Below are 22932 nucleotides of genomic sequence, written 5' to 3'. Positions count from 1 at the left end.
CAAAAGTGCTGCAGGTAAACATATATTTGTTATTATACAGCACCCGTGATAGAGGTAAAGAAAATCATCACAATGGTTTGGAGGGCGGCAAACCTTCTTATGCGACATAAGAAATCCAAATGAAGTGAAAGATGTTGACGATGAAATAGAGCAAAGCCGTAACGAGAATGCAAGGATTAAGCCACATGCGGTTGTTTGTCCTATAGTAAATCAGAATAAGAATGAGCGGCAGCAGCAGCTTCATCGCGTAATAGCCAATTATACTCCATTCGTAGAGACGCTTTACGAGCGGATTTAGCTCGTCGATAAGGAAGAGTCGAAGTCCGATGTCCGTAAAAGCGGCGTCGGCAAAGCATAGAAACAAAAGTCCGAAGAGCAGTGGTTTTAGGTCCCAATGTTTTATCGCTGCGATGGCTTCCATACCTCCGTTCTGAAAAAAATGCGAGAAGATCATGCTTATTGATACATATGCTATAGATAGTTTAACATTCATTCGGTAGTGATCGATCTTAGTCCATATTATCATATGAGAAGTAAAGGGTACGATAGCCGTACTTTTGTCACACTTTTAAAAACTTGAAAAAAGGAGTTATTTGTCATCTCGACAAATAACTCCTTTTTTCATTTGGATATGCTAATTCATTTATAAAAAAAAATAATAAATATTACTCATTATTCGAAGAAGACAGTAAAAAATCAAATAGAAGTCCATTTTCTGTTATGAACAACGAATGTGAGAATAAATCGGTTTTAATTTATAAATAAAAATTATATAACATAACTCTCCGGATTTTTGAAATATCGTTTAGCATACAATGTGGGAGGATATGGGAGGAACTAGATGAATCAGTCGGGTGACCTCATCTCTCCCAAGGTGAGCTTAATATTTGCTGAATTATCACGCAATTCTGGAAATGACCTCGCTGGAAATAGATGTTAGCCTTATAGGAGTTCGAAAATAAATGTAGAGGATGTGGAAGTACGTGAGTAAAGCTTTAGCTGTTTTAATGGCGATACCGATGTTGTTGTTGGCCGCTTGCGGAAACAACAGCCGGGACCAAATGGATACACTATCACAAGCTAAGGAACAGGGATACATTACAGTGGGATTCGCGAATGAGAACCCGTATGCCTATAAAAACGAGAGCGGCGAATTAACGGGTGAAGCTGTGGAAATTGCGCGGGTTATTTTGAATCGACTAGGAATTAAAGAGTTAAAAGGGGAGCTGACGGAATTTACTTCGCTGATTGCCGGGCTCCAAGCCGAGCGTTTTGACTTGATCACTGCCGGGATGTTCATAAATGAAAATCGCTGTGAAGCCGTGTTGTTTGCGGACCCGGAATACAGCATAGGAGAAGCGCTAGCAGTTAAAGCAGGCAACCCGCAAGGGTTAACCAGCTACCAAGCGATAGCGGAGCAGCCGGATTTGAAGGTAGCGGTTATGGCGGGAGCAATAGAAGTAGAATATTTGAAGGCTGCTGGTGTTTCCGATGAACAAATGCTTCAAGTGCCTGATCAGGATGCCGCGATCAGCGCACTTCAATCAGGACGCGCCGATGCGATGACCATGACAGGGCCTGCTTTGCAATCACGTCTAGAGGCTGCGAATGACAGTGGATTGGAACGCGTCATGAATTTCGAACAACCAATGATGAATGGTGAAAGCGTTCGCGGTTACGGCGCAACTGCATTTCGTTTTGGAGACGAGGCATTCCAAGAGGCATACAATGCAGAGCTTAACAAAATGAAGGAATCCGGCGAGCTGCTTGAAATATTAAAAAAATTCGGATTCACAGAGCAGGAGCTTCCGCAAGATGCAACAGCTGAACAGCTCTGCAAAGCTTGAGATAAACATGCCGTTGTACGAATGGCTGCCTTTATTGCTTGACGGGACATTGATTACCGTTCAAGTTGGCATTTTATCTGCGATTGTATCATTGTTGCTTGCCGTAGGGGCTGGTTTAGGAAGCTTATCCCGATATGCCATTATAAGAGCCATTGCGAAGGCGTACGTAGAAATATTTCGAGCCTGTTCCTTGCTTGTTCTAATGTTTTGGGTCTACTTCGCGCTGCCATTTCTTCATATTGAGCTTCCTAAGCTTATGGCGGCAGTGCTGGCTATAGGACTCAATATAGGTGCTTATGGAGCAGAGATTGTGCGCAGCAGCGTTGCAGCCGTGTCAAAGGGACAGCATGAAGCAGGTATTGCGCTGAATTTATCAGGAAACAAAAGAATGGTTCGTATTATTTTGCCTCAAGCAGCTGCGAGGATGATACCGCCATTTGGTAACTTAATGATCGAATTATTGAAGTCAACATCGCTTGTGTACTTTATCACATTATCTGATTTGACATTTGCGGCGATGATATTGCGAAACAACTATTACATTTGGACGCCGTACATATTCGGGTTGCTGCTGCTCATTTACTTTGTGCTCTCCTCCTGCATCTCCGTAACGTTCCGGTTGCTGGAGCGCAAGCTTACGGTATGGAGGTGATACAAGAAAATGTGGAAATGGGATTATGTTTTAGAGCTGCTTCCAATTTTTTTAAAAGCTTTTCCCGTCACATTAGGTTCAACTTTATTCGGCTTCGTTCTTTCGATTTTTTTCGGTCTCTTATTAGCGTTTGCAGGCCGCTCAGCGTTCCGGCCGATTAGATGGCTCTCGCGTTCGATTGTTGAATTTATTCGCAGCACACCGCTGCTCGTTCAAGTCTTTTTTCTTTATTTCAGTGTGCCTATGCTAACATCGTTCGCGATGTCTGCTTTTGTAACGGGCGTAATCGCACTTGGTCTTCATTACGGCACTTATATGTCTGAAGTATTTCGAACCGGTATCGATGCGGTACCCCGTGGTCAATGGGAAGCGTCAACGGCACTTCATTTATCGAAGAGAAAGACATGGGTAGCCGTTATTTTACCTCAAGCGCTGCCGCCTGTTATCCCGATGATGGGCAATTATTTAATTGTGATTTTCAAAGAAACACCGACTTTGATGGCTATCACGCTTGTGGAGCTTCTTCTGACGGCAAAAAGTCAAGTATCTGTTTCCTATCGCGTATTTGAGCCATACTCCATAGTTGGACTCATATTCTTAGTTGTCAGTTTAATGTTTTCATACGGGGTTGGCCGTCTGGAGAAGCGATTGTTAAAACGCGAGAATCACGAGGGAGGTGGAATACGATGAACGCACAGTTGGATAAAAGCTTCATGTCCGAGCCGGAAAGCAACCTTCGAATTGAGCCGTCATCTGCACATGATGCATTGGCAAAGCCGAAACCGATTGTTAGTTTCCAATCCATACAGAAAAGTTTCGGTGATCTGCATGTCATTAAAGGAGTTGATTTAGACATTTATCCGGGAGAAAAGATCGCTCTTATTGGTCCTAGCGGCTCCGGCAAGACTACGCTGGGACGAATGCTAATGACTCTGGAGGAACCGACATCAGGGACAATCTTGATTGATGATGAGCCGTTATGGCATACAGTGTCGAAGGGGAAACGGGTCCGCGCAAAAGAAAAGCATTTACGGAAAATGCGCAGCAAGGTGGGGATGGTATTTCAGCATTTCAATCTATTCCCGCATATGAGTGTGATAAATAACGTTTCCATGGCGCCGCGGTCTGTACTAAAGCTTACGAAGGAAGAGGCGGAGGAACGGGCGATCATGATGCTTCGAAAGGTTGGACTCGAGGAGAAGCTTCACGTCTATCCTTCACAGCTTTCCGGCGGACAAAAGCAACGGGTTGCCATTGCAAGATCGCTAGTGATGCAGCCTAAGGTCATGGTGTTCGATGAAGTAACCTCCGCACTTGATCCCGAGCTTGTTGGCGAAGTATTGACTGTAATCAAAGAAATTGCCTGCGAAGGTCAAATGGCGATGATGCTTATTACACACGAAATGGAATTTGCCCGCGAGGTAGCGGATCGCGTTATATTCGGGGCGGATGGTCTTATCGTCGAGCAAGGTACTCCCGAGGATATTTTTACTAATCCGCAGAGTGAACGGCTGCAAGCCTTTTTGAAACGATTTTTGTAAATGAATTCGTTTAAATGGGAGCTGCTGCCAAGGAGGTGAGAAGGATAAAGACTACTGCGACTGATGACATTCAAGTACGTGCAACATCCGAGAGTGACGGTTCAGCCGTTTGGCATCTCATTAAGAAATCAGGTGTGTTAGATTTGAATTCGTCTTACTGCTATATCATGCTTTGCGATATTTTTAAAGAGACTTGTGCTGTCGCTTGCAAGGGCACTGAGATTGTTGGCTTTATGTCTGCCTATCGGCGGCCCGATCAGCCAGATACCCTTTTTGTTTGGCAGGTTGCCGTTAATGAGCAGACAAGAGGACGGGGTATTGCCAAAGCCATGCTGCAGGAGCTATTGAATCGTAAGGGAAATAAGCAGCCAATACGGTATGTCGAAGCGACTGTGGGACCTCGTAATACTCCTTCCATGAGACTATTTACGGGGCTAGCCGGGATAGAGGAAACCGAATGTAAAATAGTTGAGCATTACGGGCCATGCCTTTTTCCAGATGGGATAAACCATGAACCTGAGCTGTTGTTTCGAATCGGTCCGCTTAGAGATCGAGCAAGGGCTGTTAGACTCTAACTTCAAACAGGGAGGTTTTACAATGGATCAAATACAAGAGGGAAAAGATCATTTGAATGTGTTTAATCAAATGGAATCCGAGGTGCGAAGCTACTGCCGCAGCTTTCAAACTGTATTTACTACGGCAAGCAATGCAATAATGCGGGATGTTAACGGTAAAAGCTACATCGATTTTTTTGCAGGGGCAGGAGCATTGAATTATGGGCATAATGATTCCCGCATTCGGACAAAACTCATTGAATATTTGCTGGAGGACGGGGTCACTCACAGCTTGGATATGGCTACCAAAGCGAAAGAAAATTTTCTCATAACATTTAATAAGACGATTCTGGAACCGCGCGGACTACAGTATAAGGTGATGTTTCCAGGCCCGACGGGTACAAACTCGGTGGAAAGCGCAATGAAAACGGCACGTAAAGTGACGGGTAGAACGAATATCATTTGTTTTACGAATGCGTTTCATGGCATGACGCAAGGATCCCTGTCTGCAACGGGCAATCGGTTTAAGCGAAAAGGCGCGGGCTTGTCTTTAAGCGGTACGACCTTTATGCCATTTGACGGATATTTTGGAGATTCGATCGATACATCTGCGATGCTGGAGAAACTGCTTGATGATCCCGGAAGCGGAATCGATTATCCAGCAGCGGTAATTTTGGAAACTTTGCAGGGTGAAGGCGGACTTAACAGCGCTTGCTCGTCATGGCTGCAGAATGTGGAACGAATTTGCCGAAAGCATCAAATGCTTCTCATTGTCGATGACGTACAGATGGGCTGCGGCCGAACGGGAACATTTTTCAGCTTTGAGGAGTCGGGGATAAAACCGGATATTGTATGTTTGTCGAAATCCATTGGCGGCTACGGGCTTCCGCTTGCGCTCACGTTAATTAAGCCAGAGCATGATATCTGGAATCCGGGTGAGCATAATGGAACGTTCCGCGGTAATAATCTAGGCTTTGTGGCTGCTGCCGAAGCGCTCCGATATTGGGAATCGGATGAGTTTCAAAAGGACATCAAGCGAAAGTCCGACGTCATCTATACTTGTCTGAGTAAGCAGGCGGCGGACTATCCGGAATGGATAAGCGAAATTAAAGGTACGGGATTTATACAAGGGATGAGCTTCCGAGAGCCGGAGATGGCTTCGAAAGTATGTAAAGAAGCATTCCGAAACGGCCTGATCATGGAAACCTCGGGACCGTTCGACGAAGTAGCCAAGCTAATGCCGCCTTTAACGATTGAGGACGAAGTATTGAAGCAGGGGCTCGCAGTCATTGAGCAAGCGTTGCAGAAGGTAATAGAAAGTGAAGCGCGAAGCAAAGCCAAGACGATAGCGGATAAGGTAGAAGTGAACGTTTAATGCAGCAATTAATCATTTCGGCATATTGAATAGGGCGGTGACAGAAAATGATTGTAAAACATTTGGATGATGTTATTCGAACGAAGGATGATATTGATACGCAAACATGGAATTCCCGAAGGCTGCTGCTCAAGAAGGATGGTATGGGCTTCTCTATGCATGACACGCTGATTAAAGAAGGAACAGAAACGCTTATTTGGTATCGTAATCATGTAGAAGCCGTGTATTGTGTGGAAGGCGATGGAGAAATAGAAGTTGTCGGAGGCGACACCTGCAAGATAAAAGAAGGAACGCTGTATGCGCTTAATGGTCATGAGAAGCATCTGCTTCGAGCCAATAGTCAAATGAGAATGATTTGTGTGTTCAATCCTCCGTTAACGGGCGATGAGGTGCATGATGCAGACGGTGTTTATCCTATAGTAGAAGCCAACTAAGCTAATTTACGAGGAGTGATTGCTATGAATCGAATCATGAGAGATGAGAACATGGTAAAACAAGGCCTAGAGGATAAGTATCCTTCCAGAATCAAGGAAAAGCCTGTTGTGATGAAGCGCGAGGATGACGTACTCTATTCGGAATGGACCGAGAAAAGTCCTCTGAGCAAGGAGCAATCCGATTTTTACGAGAAAAACGGCTTCTTGGTTTTGGAACGATTTTTCTCTGAGATGGAATTATCCGAATGGCGAACGGAGTTGAAAAGACTAAATAAGATATATCGCGAGCAAGAAGCGGAGCACGTCATTTTGGAACCGGAGAGCAGAGAAGTGCGGTCGGTCTTCGCTGTTCATGACAATAATGAAAAGTTCAAGCAGCTGGCTGCTCATCCAAAGCTCGTAGCAATCGCAAATTATTTGCTTGGCTCCGATTCTTATATTCATCAATCCCGCATTAATTTCAAACCAGGCTTTACGGGGAAAGAATTTTATTGGCACTCGGATTTCGAGACCTGGCATGTGGAGGATGGGATGCCTTCCATGCGGGCATTCAGCTGCTCCATCGCGCTCGAGGATAACTTTCAGCATAACGGGCCTTTGATGGTCATTCCCGGCTCCCACAAGAAATTTATTTCCTGCATAGGGAAGACGCCCGACAATCATTTCAAGCAATCACTTCGTCGTCAAGAATACGGCGTTCCTGATCCGCATAGTCTGGAAATGCTGAACAAGGAGGGCGGAATTCATACGATTACCGGAAAAGCCGGGTCCATCGTTTTGTTTGATTGTAATACGATGCACGGCTCTAATAGCAACATTACGCCAGATCCGCGAAGCAATGTATTTCTCGTTTATAATAGTACGGAAAATAAACTGCAGCAGCCTTACTCCGGTCAGAAGCCTCGGCCTCGTTACATCGCTTCACGAGAGTAGGCAATGAGCATGCTGCTCCTAGTCGGGTCGATCATCGGCATTAATATCGCTTATGTGTCTTTGTTTACGCTGCGCCTGATCTTTTCGATAAAGGGAAGGAGAGGCGCGGCTTCCCTCCTTGCGATGCTCGAGGTTTTTATTTATTTGGCAGGCTTGAACCTGGTTCTGCAGAATCTGTCCAATCCGGTTAATATGGCTGCTTATTGCCTTGGCTTCGGTGCTGGTGTCTATCTGGGGAGCCGGATCGAGGAATATATGGCGCTTGGCTATTCCGTCGTGCAGGTTATCGTCAATTCTGTTGAAACCAAGCTCCCGGACAAGCTTAGAAGCTACGGCTATGGCGTGACGTCATGGGCTGCGGATGGCCGTGAAGGCAAACGCTTGGTCATGCAAGTACTCGTCAAACGAAGCAATGAGAAAAAGCTTATGGACAGCATAGCGGCAGAAGCGCCGCGGGCGTTCGTCATTTCCCATGAACCAAGACAATTCAAAGGCGGCTTCTGGACGAAAATGATCGAGAGGTAGCTCCATTTTATTTGACTAAACATAAGTTCTAATGGTATATTAGAATGTATGCTTAGGAGATGATTTTCACAAACGGCTGCGTGCTTGCACGCAGCCGTTTGTGCCTATTATATGGAGGCCAGCAACCCGTGAATAAATATCCGTTTGATTTTGACCCGAAACAGCCCTTTATCCAGCAGGCGAGCGATTGGATTGCCGATGTTTTTTATGAGAAGCTGCCTGAGGCCGGCTTTGAAATTAGAGACGAACAAATTTATATGGCCTTTCAATTGGAACGAGCCTATGCGGACAAACAAACCATTTTTGCCGAAGCGGGTGTGGGTACTGGCAAGACATTCGTATACCTGCTTTATGCGATCAGCTATGCACGTTATACGAGAAAGCCGGCCATTATTGCATGTGCTGATGAATCGTTAATCGAACAACTTGTGAAGCCCGAAGGCGATATCGCGAAGCTAGCCCGACACTTGGATTTAACGATCGATGCCAGATTGGGGAAATCTGCAGATCAATATATTTGTTTGAATAAGCTGGACGATGCCAGAGCAGGGCAAGATGATGCAGAGTTGTTCGATAACATTTATCGCGATCTCCCCAGCTTCGTGAATAGGCCGGATTCGATGCAAAGTTTCCATCCGTACGGAAATCGCAAGGACTATCCGAGCTTAAATGACGAGCAGTGGAATGAGATAGGCTGGGATGTATTCCAGGACTGCTTGGTGTGTGATGTCAGACACCGCTGCGGCCAAACGCTGTCACGCGACCATTACCGCAAAGCGGCAGATGTCATCATATGCTCCCATGATTTCTATATGGAGCATATTTGGACTTATGAGGCTAGAAAGCGCGAAGGTCAGCTGCCTCTGCTGCCAGAGCATAGCTCGGTCGTCTTCGACGAGGGCCACTTGCTTGAAACAGCAGCACAGCAAGCTTTGACGTATAAGCTGAATCATGCTGTATTTGAAGGAATCGTTACGCGCCTGCTGCAAGAGGAGATTCGCGAATCGCTTGCTGTAGCCGTAGAGGATGCCATTACTCAAAGCGAATATTTGTTTAAAATGATGAACAAGCATAGTAAGAAGGTACCGGCCTCGGACCGTAAGGAAATCATTTGGAGCGTTGAGCTCATGCGCGAAATTAACCGTTTGCAGGATACGCTGTCGGTTATTGAAGAAGAGCTCGTATTTGAAAGCGGCTTATATACGATAGATACGTATCAGCTGAAAATTGTCGAAGAGCATTTGGAAATGATACAATTTGCGCTTTCCTTATTCAAGAAAGAAGACAAGCCCATTAGCTGGGTGTCGCAGGACAAGGAAGGAATCTCACTCGTTATTATGCCGAAATGGGTGAAGGAAGTGCTGAAGGAGCAGGTATTTTCCCGTAAAATGCCAATCGTATTTTCCTCCGCGACGTTATCGGTAGGCGGCTCGTTCGATTATATGATGGATATTTTAGGAATGGAAAGCTCTTTGTCCTTTTCGGTGCCATCTCCTTATGACTATGAGCAGCAAATGACGGTGGCAATCCCAAAGGTTAATCATTTAATGGGGTTAAACGATAAGGTGGAGGAAGCCTACCGGTTGCTAAAGCAGTCAGGCGGTAGAACGCTTATTTTATTCCCGTCCATGGAGCAATTAGAGCAATTTAAGGCGGAATCGGATAAGCATGCTGATTCATCGGCCTATACCTTCTTGTATGAGGGCTCAAGTGAAATTAGCTACCTGATTGAGCAGTTTCAACATGATGAGGCAAGTATTTTATGCGCGGTAACGCTCTGGGAAGGTTTGGATATTCCAGGGCCGTCTCTCTCGCAGGTCATCATGTGGGAGCTGCCGTTTCCGCCGAACGATCCTTTATTCGCGGCGAGACGGAATGATGCGGAATCACCCTTTGAGCAGGTGGACATGCCTTACATGCTGCTTCGTCTCAGACAAGGAATCGGGCGTTTGATTCGAACTCGGGAGGATAGCGGAAATATCGTTATTTTCGGCGAAAAAATGAATGACAGCTATGTGCGGGAACAGGTTGGGAGCGTACTGCCGAAAGGCGTATCGCTTAGTTATTGTTAATAAAAGTGAATAAAAAGATAATGCCAGAAGAAGGGATCCCCTTCTTCTTTTTTTATTTCATCGTAATTGCAATTATAGTGGTTTATAACCTTCTTTTTACGGCAAAAATGGTCGTAATTCGACAAAGCTTAGTGAGAAAAGGAGCAGATGGCCTTTGTTATACCGCGATATCATCCACATTCCTGAATGGTCCGTTTATCTGCAGGCTTTGATTTGCTTCTTGATTCCTCTCCTTATTTCTTATGTAACTAACAGGTTTCGTCAAACCGGGGATGAGTGATCCCGGTGCATGAAAATATGTTTGAGAAGCTTGCTGTCATTCGTGAACAAATGATGGACCACTCGGATGTCATGATTCGTGAGTTTTCAATTGGTAGCAAGGGCGTAGCGGCAGCTATTGTGTTTGTGAATTGCTTGGCTGATCACGAGCTTATCGATCAACATATTTTACGGACATTAATGTCCTTGCGTGACCAAGACCTGTCCCTTACAAAATCGTATATCAAGAATCAAGTATTATCCGTAAGTCATATATCGGAAACGAATGATATAGATGAGCTGATACCGAAGGTGTTAATCGGTACTACGGCGCTAATCATCGATGGCCTCCCGGAAGCCTTTATGATCAACACAGCAAAAAATAAATCAAGAAGCATAGAAGAACCGATATCCGAAGCGCTGGTTAGAGGTCCGAGGGCGGGTTTTGTGGAGACCTTGTCAGACAATACAGCTCTTCTGCGCAGACATGGTGAAAACGCCAGCTTAGCATTTATGAGTATGCAGGTCGGCGCAAGAGCCAAGAAGGAGCTGATAATTGCTTACATTAAAGATGTAGCCGATCCGGATTTAGTCGAAGAGGTTAGGCGGAGAGTCAGCAAAATCGATATCGATAATTTGCCGGAATCGGGGTATGTCGAGCAATTAATAGAGGACAATTTTTTAAGTCCATTCCCGCAGATTCAGAGCACGGAAAGACCTGATCGAGTAATCAGCGCATTGATGGAAGGGCGGGTCGCCATTCTGCTCGACGGTACGCCGTTCGCCTTAATCGCTCCTGTTACCTTTAGCATGCTGCTGCAATCGCCTGAGGATTACTACGAGCGTTGGCTGGCGGGCTCTTTGCTTAGAATATTGCGATTTTTCGCTGCATTAGTCGCATTATTGACACCAGCCATGTATATTTCCTTCATATCGTTCCACCCAGGCTTAATTCCAACCAAGCTGGCTATTACCATTGTAGGCGCTAGAGTTGGCGTTCCTTTTTCTTCGCTCGTAGAAGCTTTAATTATGGAGGTAGCCATTGAGATATTACGGGAAGCGGGACTTCGTCTACCCAAGCCTATCGGTCCGGCAATGGGCATTGTTGGCGGTTTGATCATCGGCGAAGCGGCGGTCCAAGCGGGTATCGTAAGTCCGATTCTTGTTATTGTTGTTGCTGTAACGGCGATATCCTCCTTTGCAATTCCGCAATATAGTGCAGGGATCGCATTACGTATGCTGCGTTTTGTTACGATGTTCTGCGCTGCTGTTTTCGGGTTGTTCGGCGTTGTGTTGTTTTTCTTATTGTTATGCACGCATATTGTCAAGCTGAAAAGCTTTGGGGTACCCTACGCGAGCCCGGCGGTTCCTTTTCGTGTTAGCGATTGGAAGGATTTGTTTGCTCGAATGCCTATTTTCATGATGAAACGAAGACCTGAAATGATGCATACAAAAAATCAGAGGAGAAAAACGAAATAAATATGGCGTTGAAAGAAGGCTCATCATGACAAATAGCACGAAGGATCGAATTACCACCGTCCAAACAGCTGTTATCGTATCGAATTTTATGCTCGGTTCAGGAATTCTGACGTTGCCGAGAGCGTCCGGGACAGAGGTAGGGACACCAGATGTATGGATATCCGTGCTGATTGGAGGAGTAATTGCGATTGCGGCAGGCGTGATCATGGCAGTGTTATCCAAATGGCATGTAGGCCGAACTTTATTTCAGTATAGCCAGGACCTCCTTGGAAAATGGATCGGAGGAGTCATCGGTATCGCGTTTGTTATTTATTTTTTTATGACAGCTGCGTTTCAGGTTCGTGCTCTGGCTGATGTAACAACTTTTTTCTTACTTGAAGGCACTCCGACGTGGGCAATCTTCATGGTATTTATGTGGGTAAGTCACTATTTGATGACTGGCGGCATTAATGCGATCGCACGTTTGTTTGAGATCATCCTTCCAATAACGATTGTCATCTATTTGTTAGTGATGTTAATGGCATTAAAAATTTTTGAGCTGGACAATCTGCGGCCTGTATTGGGACAAGGGATTATGCCTGTTTTAGCAGGCGTGAAAGCAACTTCGTTATCCTTTACCGGTTTTGAAATCATACTCGTACTGACTGCTTTTATGAATGAACCTAATAAATCGGTTAAAGCGGTTATTTATGGGATCGCGATCCCGCTATGTCTATATCTTCTAACCGTTGTCATCGTTATAGGATGCTTATCCTTGGATGGTGTTCTGAATAGAACATGGCCGACGCTGGATCTCGTCCGGAGCTTCGAACTTTCCGGCTTGATCTTTGAACGCTTCGAATCTTTATTGCTGGTCATTTGGATCATGCAAATTTTTTCAACCTATTCGATTGCTTTTTACGCAGCTTCCCTTGGAGTATCACAGGTTTTCAATATAACTATGAGTAAATGCCTGTACATCCTGATGCCGATTGTTTTTATCATTGCAACACTTCCACAAAATACAACGGTTTTATTTGCATACGGAGATTTTCTTGGCAACATTGCAATTTATTTATTCGTTATAGTACCTTTCCTATTGTTGCTGACGAAATGGAAGAAAAGGAGCTAAGGATGATGGTATACCTCATTATTAACCGAGGTCGTTGGTTTCTAACTTGTCTTTGCCTTCTTGCGCTGCTCGTCCAAACGGGTTGCTGGAGCAAAGATGAGATTGAAGATCAAAGTATTTATGTGGGCATGGGACTGGATATGGCGAATGAAACGGCTTTAGAAGCTAAATTGGACAAATTAGGATCAAACTACAGGAAAAAAAACTTGATGACATATACCGTGCAAATCGTTGATAAACAATCGGAAGCAAAGAGCGGAGATACCAAAAGTAATATAAACGCCAAGCCTTATTTAAATGTTTCTGTCACGGGAGATTCTCTCTTTGAAATGATTAGAGAATTTTCTATTCGTATGGAGCGTCCTGTTATTGGTCATCACCTGAAAATCATCGTCATTAATGAAGAGCTGGCACGACGTAACAATATGAATAATCTGCTCGATTTCATTTTAAGGGATAACGATATACGGCCCAATTGTCTCGTCTTTATGAGCAGCGGCTTGTCGAGAAAAGTGCTGGAGGCAAAAGGGAATTCGATTATTCCTTCCTTTCGCATTATTGGTATGGTCGATAACCGCTACCGGTCATTAAAAATATTGCCGTCCATGTCGCTGATAAAGCTTGAAGCTAAAATGAACGGCAAATCCAGTTACTTGCTGCAAAATATTATTGCTGCTGACGGTGAAGTAAAGTTTTCAGGAGCAGCGGTTATTAAAGGTAAAACACAAAAATTTAGGGGACGGTTATCAGAAGAGGAGTTGTTAGGCGTAACATGGCTAAGCGGAAACGGTAAAGGGGGAGTCGTCAAAGGCTATGAAGAAAAGACAAAGCAGGTCATGACATACGAACTGAAATCCATGAAAAGTAAAATCCATTCTTATGTGGATGGCGATAAAATAAAATTTCATGTAAACATACAATCCGAAGGGCGTTTGATCGAAGAATGGATCAACTTAAACGAACCAATCCAAGCTGATTTAAAGAAGAGAGCTGAGCAAGCAGCGGAGAAAGAGGTCAAGAGAGTAATAGAGCTAGGATTGAATAAAATACAAAAAGAATATAAAACCGACGTCGTCGGCTTCGGCACCCGATTAAGCATTGAACACCCTAAGATGTGGCAGAAGGTAAAGAAGAATTGGGATAATGTTTTTAGTGAAGTTCCAATCACCTATAGCGTAAAGCTTACCATTACAGATACAGGTGCGAAGCAGTCCCGTTAAACCGGTCGTTTTTATACGAAAATGGGCGGATTTTCGCTTCAAAAAAACTGCGTGAAATACATATTTCACGCAGTTTGCATTTATATCGGTTTTTCAGCTATGATACTAGAGTAGTTATCATATAAATAGAGTACATAGAAGCGATTTTGATGGAGGATTTGCCTTGCGAAAGAGACAATATGAGGTGACGGATTGCTATGGAATCGAAATAGAGCTCTTTTCCATTTGGATGAAAAATAAAGGGATGACCAAGTCTACGCATCAAGCCTACATAAGCGACGTAAGTGATTTTCTCCAGACTATGCATCCGAAGGAAACGAAGCATATTGCGAAAATGGATATTATGCGTTATATGGCCGTGTGCCGCGAGAAGGGAGCAGGGGATGAAGCACGCAATCGAAAGCTGTCATCCTTGCGTTCATTTTTTAAGGCGATGATTGAGATGGAGCATTTGGAAGCGAATCCTGCAGCGCTAATTGCGAAGTCAAAGCAGGAGAAAAACCGCATCCCGGTTTATTTAGAAGAAAATGAGCTGGAGGCGCTGCTTCATACGATCAAGGGCAAATATTATCTCCGTAATGTGGCCATCGTCCTATTGATGGCGTATGCCGGACTCCGCGTGGGGGAGGTACACCGGATGAACGTGCAGGACTTTCGCCAGGACGGTTCGATTCACATATTAGGCAAAGGGCGCAAGTGGCGCGTCGTTCCGCTGCCGGACGCCATACAAAGCGTTTTGAATGAAGCGCTCGCAGAACGCAAGGAATCCAGGCAGAATAAGGAGCAGCCGTTTTTTGTATCGCAATTCGGACGCAGGCTGTCGATTCGGATGATTCAGACCGTGGCCGACGATACGATTAAGCAGCTAAAGGAAACGATGCCGGCACTTGCGGATAAACGGCTGTCAAGCCATAAGCTTCGCCATTCATTCGCGACGATGCAAATTCGCAGCGGCACAGACATTCGGACATTGCAGGAGCTGCTCGGACATGCGAGCATCGAAACGACGCAAATTTATACGCATATCGACAATAAGCAGCTTCGGCATGCGATGAACAATATTTCAAGTAAGATTCCTCTGAAATTCCAAAAGAATTAACGTAATTATAATTATGTAAACAAATTAAAACGTAATGGTTTGCCATATATTCATTATGGAGAAATCGGAGATGTAAGGAAGTAAGTAACCAAGAAGCCAGAGTGAGATATTTCGCTCTGGCTTCTTTCTTGTGGATATCTGAATCGTATAAAAAACTGGAAAATAGATATGCTAAACAGATAGGTAATACATCGAACGCTTCTTTCGATGACACTATACACTTGGAGTGTTATAAGAAAATGAACAATGCATGGAAGCGGTTAACAAAAACGCAAAAAAAAAGAAAGCAGACACTACAGTATGAGGAAACAGAAATATACGCAAACAAACAGGAATTCAGTGAACACTTAGATGGAAACCTTACAAATATTAAAGAAGCTTTTGGAAACAGCAGCGATTTATTCATACGTGAATTTATAATGGGGGGAAAACCACCCCTGCATAAAGTTGCGATTGTTTATATAAATGGGTTAGCTGATAAACAGATTATTGGTAATTTTATTATAGAAAGACTAATGGGTTATGATGACAATACTGAAAGTGTTGAGCTGGAATCATCGATCCAATTATTTACATACATTAAGGAAAATATTTTAACAGTTGGGAAAGTTGAGAACATAACGGATTGGAACAAGATGCTGCACTTACTCATATCTGGACAAACGATTCTTCTGATCGATGGCTTGAATCAAGCCCTTAGCTGTGCGGCACAAGGCGGGGAATTAAGAGCCATTACAGAACCAACGATAGAACCCGCTGTCCGTGGGCCTAAAGAAAGCTTTGTTGAGTCACTTATAACAAATACAGCCATGGTTCGCCGTAGAATTAAAAGCCCTAATCTGTGGCTTGAAACCATGAAGCTGGGGAAGATCTCACAAACAGATGTGGCCATTATGTATGTAAAAGGGATTGTCAATGACAAGCTTCTTACGGAAGTCAAAGAGCGACTGGGTAAAATTGAAGTAGATGAGATTACTGGTTCCAATACGATTGAAGAATGGATTACTGACGACATATGGACACCTTGGCCAACTATGCTTACAACAGAACGACCGGATGTTGTGGCTGGAAATTTAATGGAAGGACGTGTCTCGATATTTGTTGACGGGACACCGATTCCTTTAATTGTACCAGCAACATGGAATCAGTTTCATCAAACGGCGGAAGATTATTACTTGTCTTGGCATGTTGCCAGCTTTTTGAGACTTCTGCGATTTGTTTCATTTCTAATTTCACTTTTTGGACCGGCGCTGTTCATTGCATTTATTACCTTTCACCCGGAATTGATTCCAACCTCTTTATTAGTAAGTCTGATGGCCCAGCGCCAGGGAGCTCCGTTTCCGGTATTTATAGAGGCTTTGTTAATGGAGATTACATTTGAGATTTTGCGAGAAGCCGGTGTTCGGATGCCGCGTCCGATTGGTCAGGCGGTTTCGATTGTTGGTGCGCTTGTATTGGGAGAGGCAGCTGTTGCGGCAGGAATTGTTTCAAGTTCCATGGTCATTGTGGTAGCCGGGACGGCAATCGCCAGTTTTACAATGCCCCATCATTCCCTAATGGATGCGACGCGTATACTTCGATTCGTAATGATGATATTGGCAGCTTCTTTTGGTCTGTACGGAATTGGACTCGGAGTCATTGTATTAGTGGCACACACTTGCAGTGTACGCTCCTTTGGTATCCCGTATTTGGCACCCTTTGCCCCGCTTATTATTGCTGATTGGAAAGATACCATTATGCGTATACCAAAACCGTATTTGTCAACACGTCCGCGATTAATCAATCAAACGAAAATCAAGAGGACAGGGAATATTCAGAACCGGGGGCCGTTACCGAGAGAAAATCAAACACCGGATATCGAATCAAAGAGGGACTCCAATGAAATATAGACCAATCATCATTGTTTTTATGCTTCTATCTACTGTATTGCTGTCAGGCTGTTGGGATCGTGCCGAATTGCAAGACCTTGACCTCGTAAGTGCTATCGGCATTGATGAGGGCCGGGATGATGTGAAAAACAGATATCGCGTTACGGTTCAAATTGTAAATGTAGGACAAATAGGTGCTGCGCGAGGGCAAGGAGGAAAAGCAGAAGCGGCTCCTGTTACGACCTTTTCGAATACAGGAAGCACCGTATCGGAGGCACTCCGAAAAATTACGTCAAAGACACCTAATGATCTTTTTTTCCCTCATGTCCAATTAATGGTGATAGGGGAGGAGTTGGCGAGAAAAAAAGGGATTCAAGATTTGTTTGATTGGCTTGAACGTGATTCCCAATTTCGTACTATGTTTCCCATTTTAATAGTAAGAGATGATACAGCAAGGAATGCTCTCCAAATCACTACATCTTTAGAGACCGTTCCTTCTGCCAATATTACTGGCAGCTTAGAAACTACAAAAAAAATGTGGGGTGAGTATGCAAGCACCCGCGCTGATCAAGTCATTCAACAATTAAGTGGAGATGTGTCAAATATAACGGGAGTTCAGATTATCGGCAACCCGGAAAAAGGGAACAGTTTGACAAACGTTCAACAAATATCGTCTAAAACAGCGATAGAGATAAAAGGGCTTGCCATTTTTAAAAAGGGTAAACTTATTAAATGGTTAGATGAAGACGAGGCACGCGGTGCTACATGGATTAATAACGAATTGAAAAAAACGATTGTGAATCTTAATTGTGAAAAGAAGAACCAGGGGATTGCCTTTGACATAATGCGCTCTAAAACGAAAATTAAAGTGGAAATGAATAACAAAAAACCCGTTTTTCATCTCACAATTCGATCGGAAGGTCATATCTCAGAAGCTCACTGTCCGATCGATCTCAGTAAACGTGAAACCATTGAAAAACTTCAGAAACAGATAGAGAAAGAAATAAAAGAGGAAATCATGATGGCCGTAGACGCAGCCAAAGAGCAAAAAAGCGATATTTTTCGATTTGGCGAATATGTCAACCGTGAGGACCCAAAATTGTGGAAGAAAATAAAGAATACATGGGATGATGAAATCTTTCCCGAATCAGAAGTCAACGTCAACGTACAAGTGTTTATTCGGCGGACAGGATTGCGGACGAAACCGTATATCAAATAAGGGAACACCAAGTTATAACGAAGAGAGGTTTTGAGACGATGGAGAAAGCCAAGATTAGCGTCATTCAATTATTTGCGATGATGTTTTTGTTTGACCTGGGAACCGCACTGGTCGTGAGTTATGGAATAGGTGCCAAAAAAGACTCCTGGTTGGCCATTTTATTAGGAATGGGCGGGGGGATAGTTTTATTTTCCATTTACTATTGTTTATTTCGTCAATATTCCAGCCTGCCGTTGACCGGTATTGTTAGAAAGATATTCGGTAAATACTTGGGGTGGATCATTGGTTTATTGTATATTCTATTTTTTTTATACATTTCTGCCAGGAATGTTCGTGAGTTTGGGGATTTGCTGCTTTCGTCGACCATGCCCAAAACACCTTTGTTGGCTCTCAATATACTATTAGTTCTTGCGATTTGTTATGTACTTTATCTTGGGATTGAAGTATTAGGGAGAACTGCAGAAGTATTTATGGTCACATTGATCCTGTTTGGGGCAGCAGGAAATTTGTTTGTTCTTGTTTCAGGTAATATTGATTCTCAAAATTTGCAGCCATTTCTTGAACATGGATGGAAACCAATCGTATCGACAGCCTTTCCTGTAATTATCTCATTTCCATTTGCAGAAATGTTTGTTTTCACCATGCTGCTTCCCTACTTAAATCGGCCTGAATTAGTGAAAAGAGTTTGGCTGTCTGCCTTAATTTCAAGCGGAATAGTATTAAGTTATACATCGGCTTTAAATATTGCCGTTCTTAGTGTCGAAGAAGTGGAAAGATCTACTTTTCCTTTGTTATCAACGATCGGAAAGGTCAACCTTTTCGAGTTTATCCAACGGCTGGATGCCATTGTTGTTTTTACTATGCTAATTACCGTTTTTTTCAAAGCTTCTATTTTTTTGTATGGTGCCGTAATCGGTATGGTGGATTTGTTCAAATTAAAAAATCATCAACAAATCCTTTTACCAGTCGGAGGTATTCTCATTTACTTATCAATGATAATTGCCTCCAATTATACAGAACATTTTGAAGAATGGTTGGAAGCAGCAACCTATTACTTTGTGATTCCATTGTTCATGATTATTCCATTGTTCATGCTGATTGTTGCCCTGATCCGTAACCGTTTCCGGAAGAAAGCTAATTAGAACCATTTTTTTTGTAAGCTTTATTTTTTATGATGATTACGATTTGTTGGCCAATTGTAAGCAATAGAAAAAATCCTAACATTACATATTCTCCAGTTTCTATTACCCAAAACGGGTTTAGCAAATGGAGCAATGCTTGAGAGAGCTTTAAGCCAACAATAAGGTCCAGCAATAAGCTAAGTGAAATGGTTAAAAGAAGAATGAATATAGATATTCCTAATACTTTCATATGTTTCTCCTTTTTTATCATGAGGTATATATAGGATTAGTCAAAAAGCAATCTTCTATGTATTTGCTTATCTAAAAGTGTACCTCCCTCATCCGATTCGCTAAGTGCTTTCCGAATGTAATAACGTAATTATAATTATGTAAACAATACGTTCGCAAAATGGCCATGATAAATATAAAAAGCTGTTGACGGATACGAGGGGTATCTGTCAACAGCTTTTTTGTCATTAGTGAGCCCGATCAGCAACTAGCTTGCTTCTTTCATCACGTTGTCGCTGTGAACGGCTCTACAATGCTTTTAACTCGTTCAAGCCCTTCCCACATATCCCCTGGACCATCATAAATGAGAACATAGGCGCCGTTGTAGCCTACTTCCTGCACCTTGTTCAGGTAGGAAATAAGCTCCTCTTTGTCGGGAAATCCAGCCGCATCATAGGTAGGCTTCACATGAACCGATACACTCAGATGGGCTGTCGCACCAATTTCCGTTATTTTTCCCGCACTGTGATAATTGCCGAAATCGGTTATAAACCCTACTTCCTTACCGGCTTTAGCAAGCAGCTTGAGGCTGCTCTCGGCTGTAGAGGTAAGAGATTTGAAATTTTCCGTAATGACGTGAACGCCTTTGGAAGCAGCATAGTTCGCGAGTTCAGCCATGGATGCAGCCGAAATTTGAAGCGCATTCTCATCGGTGGGCGCAGCTTCGCCGGCAATGACACGAATTTGCTTAGCGCCGCATAGAGACGCAATTGCTATCCATTCACGGACCAGAGAAAGGTCTGCCAGTCTTTTTGTTTCATCGCCTGCCGTTAAATCGCCGTAATCGAGAAGCAGCGTGTCGAATTTGACGCCAGCCGCGTGAAAAGAGCTGCGAAGCTGCTCTAAATAAGCCGGTTCTGTTGACGGAAAATGAAAATGACATACTTCGATCGCTTGGTAGCCTCTTTCAGCTGCTTCGGCAGGCAGCTCAAGCAGTGTCACAATTTGCGGCTGTTCCTGTTCCCTTGTCTGATGGCTGCCGGTTTCCGGATCCCACACCGTCCAGCGTAGAGGACCCAGTATTCGATGCAAGCTCCATGTGCTTATAGATAGGTATGACACTATTCATCCCGCCTCTTAATATAATGATTAAACTCATCAATAGCATAGCATTTAACGAGCCGAAAAAAAGTATCGCTTTTGGCTTATCATTCCTCTTGTTGGCGATTGTTGTCCAATAAGGCTTCATGCAGTGCAAGAATTATTGCTTATCATCATGAGAAACAAGAAGCAAGGGAGTGCTGGTCGACGATGGGGTTAAAAAGAGCGATCCAGGAGAAATTACTATTTCTGTATCATTTTTTTTATAAGCCGGGACAAATCGGAAGCGTGACGCCAAGCTCTAAATATTTGGCGCAAAAGATGGTCGAGAGTGTGCCCTGGCATGAGGTTAACTATATAGCGGAGCTTGGGGCGGGAACGGGAGCAATAACGAAACATATTCGAACGGCTGCCCAGCGTAATACGAAGGTTTTGCTTTTCGAGAAGGATCCGTCTATGTTAAAAACGCTAAAAGTTGAATTTCCGAATTTTTCGTGCTATCAGAATACGACGGAGCTTCAAGCGGCCGTGTATGAGGAAGGTATCGAACAGCTGGACTGCATTATAAGCGGTCTTCCGTTTTTTAACTTTCCCCAAACGCTTAGAGATAAGCTGATCGAACAAATAACTGCCACCTTAAAAGAGAATGGTTTGTTTATCGCCTTTCAGTATTCGCAGCAAATGAAAAAACAATTTAGCTATCATTTTCATTTGGAGGAAATTAAATTTGTGCCGTTGAATGTTCCTCCTGCGTTTGTGTACGTTTGCAGGAAGAAGGAGCCAATGAACTTTTTTGATACCGGATTGAACAAGACTGAACAGTAAAATGAAACTAGAAACCGTCAGCTTTTGCTTTCAGGCAATTAACCTTATAATAAAGCGTATGGGCTGCCCGTGCGCAGCATTTAGGGAAATTGCTATGGAGGGAAAGGGAAGCATGGAAACGAAACGTATAACGACAGAAGAGCAGCTGGATGAAGCTTTCCGAATTCGAAAAGCGGTTTTTGTGAAGGAGCAGGGCGTAGCGGAGGAAGCGGAGCTGGATGAGTTCGAGGATATCGCCAGCCATGTGCTTGTTTATTATGGGAACGAACCGGTCGGAACCGGCAGAGTCAGGATCGTTGATGATATGGCGAAGCTGGAGCGGATCTGCGTGCTGGCCACACATCGCAAGCACCGCCTTGGCAAAGCGATCATGGATGAGCTGGAGGCGATCGCGCTTGAGAAAGGGATGTCGAAAGCGAAGCTGCACGGACAGGTGCAGGCAGCTGCTTTCTATGAGAAACAAGGCTATGAAATAGCATCAGACGTATTTATGGAGGAGAACATTCCTCATGTTAAGATGGTTAAAGATTTATCACATTAAATAAAATATGCGGAAAGGAGCCTGCGGCATGCAGGCTCTTTTTTTAACCGTTAGACGATTTTTTTCGGTAGTGGGAGGGGGATACGCCCTTTATTTTTTTGAACATTTTCGAGAAGAGCAGCGGATCGGTATAACCGACGGAATGGGAAATGTCCGAGATAGACAACTGTTGATTGTTCATCAAATCGCAGGCTTTATCCATCCGATAATGCAATAAATACATTTGCGGCGAAAGCTGCTCGACCTCTTTGAATAAAGAAGATAAATAAATCCGGTCAATTCCAATCAGCTTGGCCAGCTCGGATATGCTCACTTTGTTGTAGTAGTTCATTTTTATATATTCGATCGCTTTGCTAACATATAGCTCCTTAGCCTTGGGCAAATAACCGGTTTGATTGGGGGCGGTCAGCATGTCGATCCATTCCGCAATGAGGCGGTACAGTAGGCTGTGAACGATAAGTCCGCTATTTTTCTCGAGCGATTGGGCGTCTTTAAACTGATCCAACCAAGGATCAAACCAGCCTGCCGGCGCAAATTGAAAATGAGGGCTTGATTTGCTTAAGTTAACTTGTGCAAGCAGACGATCGACGCTGTTGCCTTGGAAGGCGATCCACGAATAAACCCAAGGCTCGTGCTCATCGGCTTTCATCTGGCAAATCGTGTCCGGAAACACCATGAAGCCTTGCCCTTTTTTGAGCGCATACGTACAGCCATTAATATGATAGCTGCCTTTGCCCTCGTGGATAAACAGTATTTTATAATGATCCTTAACCCCGGGGCCCCAATTATAGCCTGGCACGCAATATTGTTTGCCATGATAATAATAAATCAGTTCATAACGCTCACACATCTATGTTCAGCTCCTGCTATCAGTCCGTTGGTATATTACATTATGCCATATAAAACTTGCTTGTGGACATTCCAATTAT

At 43.8% G+C, this 22932-nt stretch carries 22 protein-coding genes and 1 pseudogene; 19 read left to right on the top strand and 4 right to left on the bottom strand.

Going from position 1 to position 22932, the window contains the following annotated elements; genetic code table 11:
• Positions 1-97 precede the first annotated feature (97 nt).
• Positions 98-421: a DUF5658 family protein gene (locus AC0YNZ_RS05510; protein ID WP_475825678.1), complete on the bottom strand. Its 324-nt coding sequence runs from the start codon at positions 419-421 to the stop codon at positions 98-100.
• A gap of 586 nt (positions 422-1007) precedes the next feature.
• On the opposite strand from AC0YNZ_RS05510, the gene ehuB reads away from it, so the two are divergent.
• From ehuB to AC0YNZ_RS05425, 17 genes and pseudogenes are all read left to right on the top strand, one after another.
• Complete coding sequence (ehuB, locus tag AC0YNZ_RS05505) at positions 1008-1847, top strand: ectoine/hydroxyectoine ABC transporter substrate-binding protein EhuB (protein ID WP_475826147.1); 840 nt, start codon at positions 1008-1010, stop codon at positions 1845-1847.
• Entirely contained in the window at positions 1816-2499 is a 684-nt protein-coding gene (gene ehuC, locus AC0YNZ_RS05500) for an ectoine/hydroxyectoine ABC transporter permease subunit EhuC (RefSeq protein ID WP_475825677.1), read from the top strand. The genes ehuB and ehuC overlap by 32 nt, the downstream gene beginning before the upstream one ends.
• Before the next feature lie 9 nt (positions 2500-2508).
• Positions 2509-3189, top strand: coding sequence for an ectoine/hydroxyectoine ABC transporter permease subunit EhuD (gene ehuD, locus AC0YNZ_RS05495; RefSeq protein ID WP_475825676.1), 681 nt, complete (start codon positions 2509-2511; stop codon positions 3187-3189).
• Positions 3186-4040 (top strand): ectoine/hydroxyectoine ABC transporter ATP-binding protein EhuA, encoded by an 855-nt coding sequence (gene ehuA, locus AC0YNZ_RS05490; RefSeq protein ID WP_475825675.1) that lies wholly within the window; start codon positions 3186-3188, stop codon positions 4038-4040. Before ehuD ends, ehuA begins: the two co-directional genes overlap by 4 nt.
• 35 nt (positions 4041-4075) lie before the next feature.
• Positions 4076-4615, top strand: coding sequence for a diaminobutyrate acetyltransferase (gene ectA, locus AC0YNZ_RS05485; protein ID WP_475825674.1), 540 nt, complete (start codon positions 4076-4078; stop codon positions 4613-4615).
• Positions 4616-4637: 22 nt separating this feature from the next.
• The gene (gene ectB / locus AC0YNZ_RS05480; RefSeq protein WP_475825673.1) at positions 4638-5969 is read left to right on the top strand and encodes a diaminobutyrate--2-oxoglutarate transaminase; all 1332 of its coding nucleotides are present in this window, start codon (positions 4638-4640) and stop codon (positions 5967-5969) included.
• Positions 5970-6016: 47 nt separating this feature from the next.
• On the top strand, positions 6017-6403 hold the full coding sequence (locus AC0YNZ_RS05475) for an ectoine synthase (protein WP_475825672.1): 387 nt from the start codon (positions 6017-6019) through the stop codon (positions 6401-6403).
• A 24-nt stretch (positions 6404-6427) separates the two neighbouring features.
• Entirely contained in the window at positions 6428-7336 is a 909-nt protein-coding gene (gene thpD, locus AC0YNZ_RS05470; protein WP_475825671.1) for an ectoine hydroxylase, read from the top strand.
• A 3-nt stretch (positions 7337-7339) separates the two neighbouring features.
• Entirely contained in the window at positions 7340-7861 is a 522-nt protein-coding gene (locus tag AC0YNZ_RS05465) for a DUF2179 domain-containing protein (RefSeq protein WP_475825670.1), read from the top strand.
• 128 nt (positions 7862-7989) lie between these two features.
• On the top strand, positions 7990-9933 hold the full coding sequence (locus AC0YNZ_RS05460; RefSeq protein ID WP_475825669.1) for an ATP-dependent DNA helicase: 1944 nt from the start codon (positions 7990-7992) through the stop codon (positions 9931-9933).
• Between the two features lie 309 nt (positions 9934-10242).
• Positions 10243-11670 (top strand): annotated as a pseudogene (locus tag AC0YNZ_RS05455) (spore germination protein); the annotation flags it as partial.
• 25 nt (positions 11671-11695) lie between these two features.
• A complete protein-coding gene (locus AC0YNZ_RS05450; protein ID WP_475825668.1) occupies positions 11696-12781 on the top strand; it encodes a spore germination protein in 1086 nt (361 codons plus the stop codon).
• 2 nt (positions 12782-12783) lie between these two features.
• Entirely contained in the window at positions 12784-14001 is a 1218-nt protein-coding gene (locus AC0YNZ_RS05445) for a Ger(x)C family spore germination protein (RefSeq protein ID WP_475825667.1), read from the top strand.
• 163 nt (positions 14002-14164) lie between these two features.
• Positions 14165-15100 (top strand): tyrosine-type recombinase/integrase, encoded by a 936-nt coding sequence (locus AC0YNZ_RS05440; RefSeq protein WP_475825666.1) that lies wholly within the window; start codon positions 14165-14167, stop codon positions 15098-15100.
• Between the two features lie 239 nt (positions 15101-15339).
• On the top strand, positions 15340-16989 hold the full coding sequence (locus tag AC0YNZ_RS05435) for a spore germination protein (RefSeq protein ID WP_475825665.1): 1650 nt from the start codon (positions 15340-15342) through the stop codon (positions 16987-16989).
• Positions 16979-18187, top strand: a complete 1209-nt coding sequence (locus AC0YNZ_RS05430) for a Ger(x)C family spore germination protein (protein WP_475825664.1) — start codon at positions 16979-16981, stop codon at positions 18185-18187. Before AC0YNZ_RS05435 ends, AC0YNZ_RS05430 begins: the two co-directional genes overlap by 11 nt.
• Positions 18188-18225: 38 nt before the next feature.
• On the top strand, positions 18226-19329 hold the full coding sequence (locus AC0YNZ_RS05425; protein WP_475825663.1) for a GerAB/ArcD/ProY family transporter: 1104 nt from the start codon (positions 18226-18228) through the stop codon (positions 19327-19329).
• Here AC0YNZ_RS05425 and AC0YNZ_RS05420 read toward each other — a convergent pair.
• A complete protein-coding gene (locus AC0YNZ_RS05420; protein WP_475825662.1) occupies positions 19322-19558 on the bottom strand; it encodes a YczF family membrane protein in 237 nt (78 codons plus the stop codon). The genes AC0YNZ_RS05425 and AC0YNZ_RS05420 overlap by 8 nt on opposite strands.
• A gap of 263 nt (positions 19559-19821) precedes the next feature.
• Entirely contained in the window at positions 19822-20658 is an 837-nt protein-coding gene (locus AC0YNZ_RS05415) for a sugar phosphate isomerase/epimerase family protein (RefSeq protein ID WP_475825661.1), read from the bottom strand.
• 189 nt (positions 20659-20847) lie between these two features.
• On the opposite strand from AC0YNZ_RS05415, the gene AC0YNZ_RS05410 reads away from it, so the two are divergent.
• Both AC0YNZ_RS05410 and AC0YNZ_RS05405 read left to right on the top strand, forming a co-directional pair.
• A complete protein-coding gene (locus tag AC0YNZ_RS05410) occupies positions 20848-21462 on the top strand; it encodes a class I SAM-dependent methyltransferase (RefSeq protein ID WP_475825660.1) in 615 nt (204 codons plus the stop codon).
• Between the two features lie 112 nt (positions 21463-21574).
• Positions 21575-22003 (top strand): GNAT family N-acetyltransferase, encoded by a 429-nt coding sequence (locus tag AC0YNZ_RS05405; protein ID WP_475825659.1) that lies wholly within the window; start codon positions 21575-21577, stop codon positions 22001-22003.
• Positions 22004-22046: 43 nt separating this feature from the next.
• On the opposite strand, the gene AC0YNZ_RS05400 is transcribed toward AC0YNZ_RS05405, so the two are convergent.
• On the bottom strand, positions 22047-22853 hold the full coding sequence (locus AC0YNZ_RS05400) for an AraC family transcriptional regulator (RefSeq protein ID WP_475825658.1): 807 nt from the start codon (positions 22851-22853) through the stop codon (positions 22047-22049).
• Positions 22854-22932: the final 79 nt, after the last annotated feature.

Source organism: Paenibacillus sp. J2L1-98, from assembly GCF_056269405.1.
The sequence above is the reverse complement of the archived record's forward strand: the minus strand, read 5'-3'. Positions and strand labels throughout refer to the sequence as shown.

Coding starts and splice junctions, on each gene's coding strand:
- AC0YNZ_RS05400 (WP_475825658.1), bottom strand. CDS start 22,853: ATGTGTGAGCGTTATGAACTGATTTATTATTATCATGGCAAACAATAT.
- ehuC (WP_475825677.1), top strand. CDS start 1,816: ATGCAACAGCTGAACAGCTCTGCAAAGCTTGAGATAAACATGCCGTTG.
- AC0YNZ_RS05445 (WP_475825667.1), top strand. CDS start 12,784: ATGATGGTATACCTCATTATTAACCGAGGTCGTTGGTTTCTAACTTGT.
- ectB (WP_475825673.1), top strand. CDS start 4,638: ATGGATCAAATACAAGAGGGAAAAGATCATTTGAATGTGTTTAATCAA.
- ehuD (WP_475825676.1), top strand. CDS start 2,509: ATGTGGAAATGGGATTATGTTTTAGAGCTGCTTCCAATTTTTTTAAAA.
- AC0YNZ_RS05510 (WP_475825678.1), bottom strand. CDS start 421: ATGGAAGCCATCGCAGCGATAAAACATTGGGACCTAAAACCACTGCTC.
- AC0YNZ_RS05410 (WP_475825660.1), top strand. CDS start 20,848: ATGGGGTTAAAAAGAGCGATCCAGGAGAAATTACTATTTCTGTATCAT.
- AC0YNZ_RS05450 (WP_475825668.1), top strand. CDS start 11,696: ATGACAAATAGCACGAAGGATCGAATTACCACCGTCCAAACAGCTGTT.
- AC0YNZ_RS05465 (WP_475825670.1), top strand. CDS start 7,340: ATGAGCATGCTGCTCCTAGTCGGGTCGATCATCGGCATTAATATCGCT.
- ehuB (WP_475826147.1), top strand. CDS start 1,008: ATGGCGATACCGATGTTGTTGTTGGCCGCTTGCGGAAACAACAGCCGG.
- AC0YNZ_RS05435 (WP_475825665.1), top strand. CDS start 15,340: ATGAACAATGCATGGAAGCGGTTAACAAAAACGCAAAAAAAAAGAAAG.
- AC0YNZ_RS05420 (WP_475825662.1), bottom strand. CDS start 19,558: ATGAAAGTATTAGGAATATCTATATTCATTCTTCTTTTAACCATTTCA.
- AC0YNZ_RS05405 (WP_475825659.1), top strand. CDS start 21,575: ATGGAAACGAAACGTATAACGACAGAAGAGCAGCTGGATGAAGCTTTC.
- thpD (WP_475825671.1), top strand. CDS start 6,428: ATGAATCGAATCATGAGAGATGAGAACATGGTAAAACAAGGCCTAGAG.
- AC0YNZ_RS05430 (WP_475825664.1), top strand. CDS start 16,979: ATGAAATATAGACCAATCATCATTGTTTTTATGCTTCTATCTACTGTA.
- AC0YNZ_RS05425 (WP_475825663.1), top strand. CDS start 18,226: ATGGAGAAAGCCAAGATTAGCGTCATTCAATTATTTGCGATGATGTTT.
- ehuA (WP_475825675.1), top strand. CDS start 3,186: ATGAACGCACAGTTGGATAAAAGCTTCATGTCCGAGCCGGAAAGCAAC.
- AC0YNZ_RS05475 (WP_475825672.1), top strand. CDS start 6,017: ATGATTGTAAAACATTTGGATGATGTTATTCGAACGAAGGATGATATT.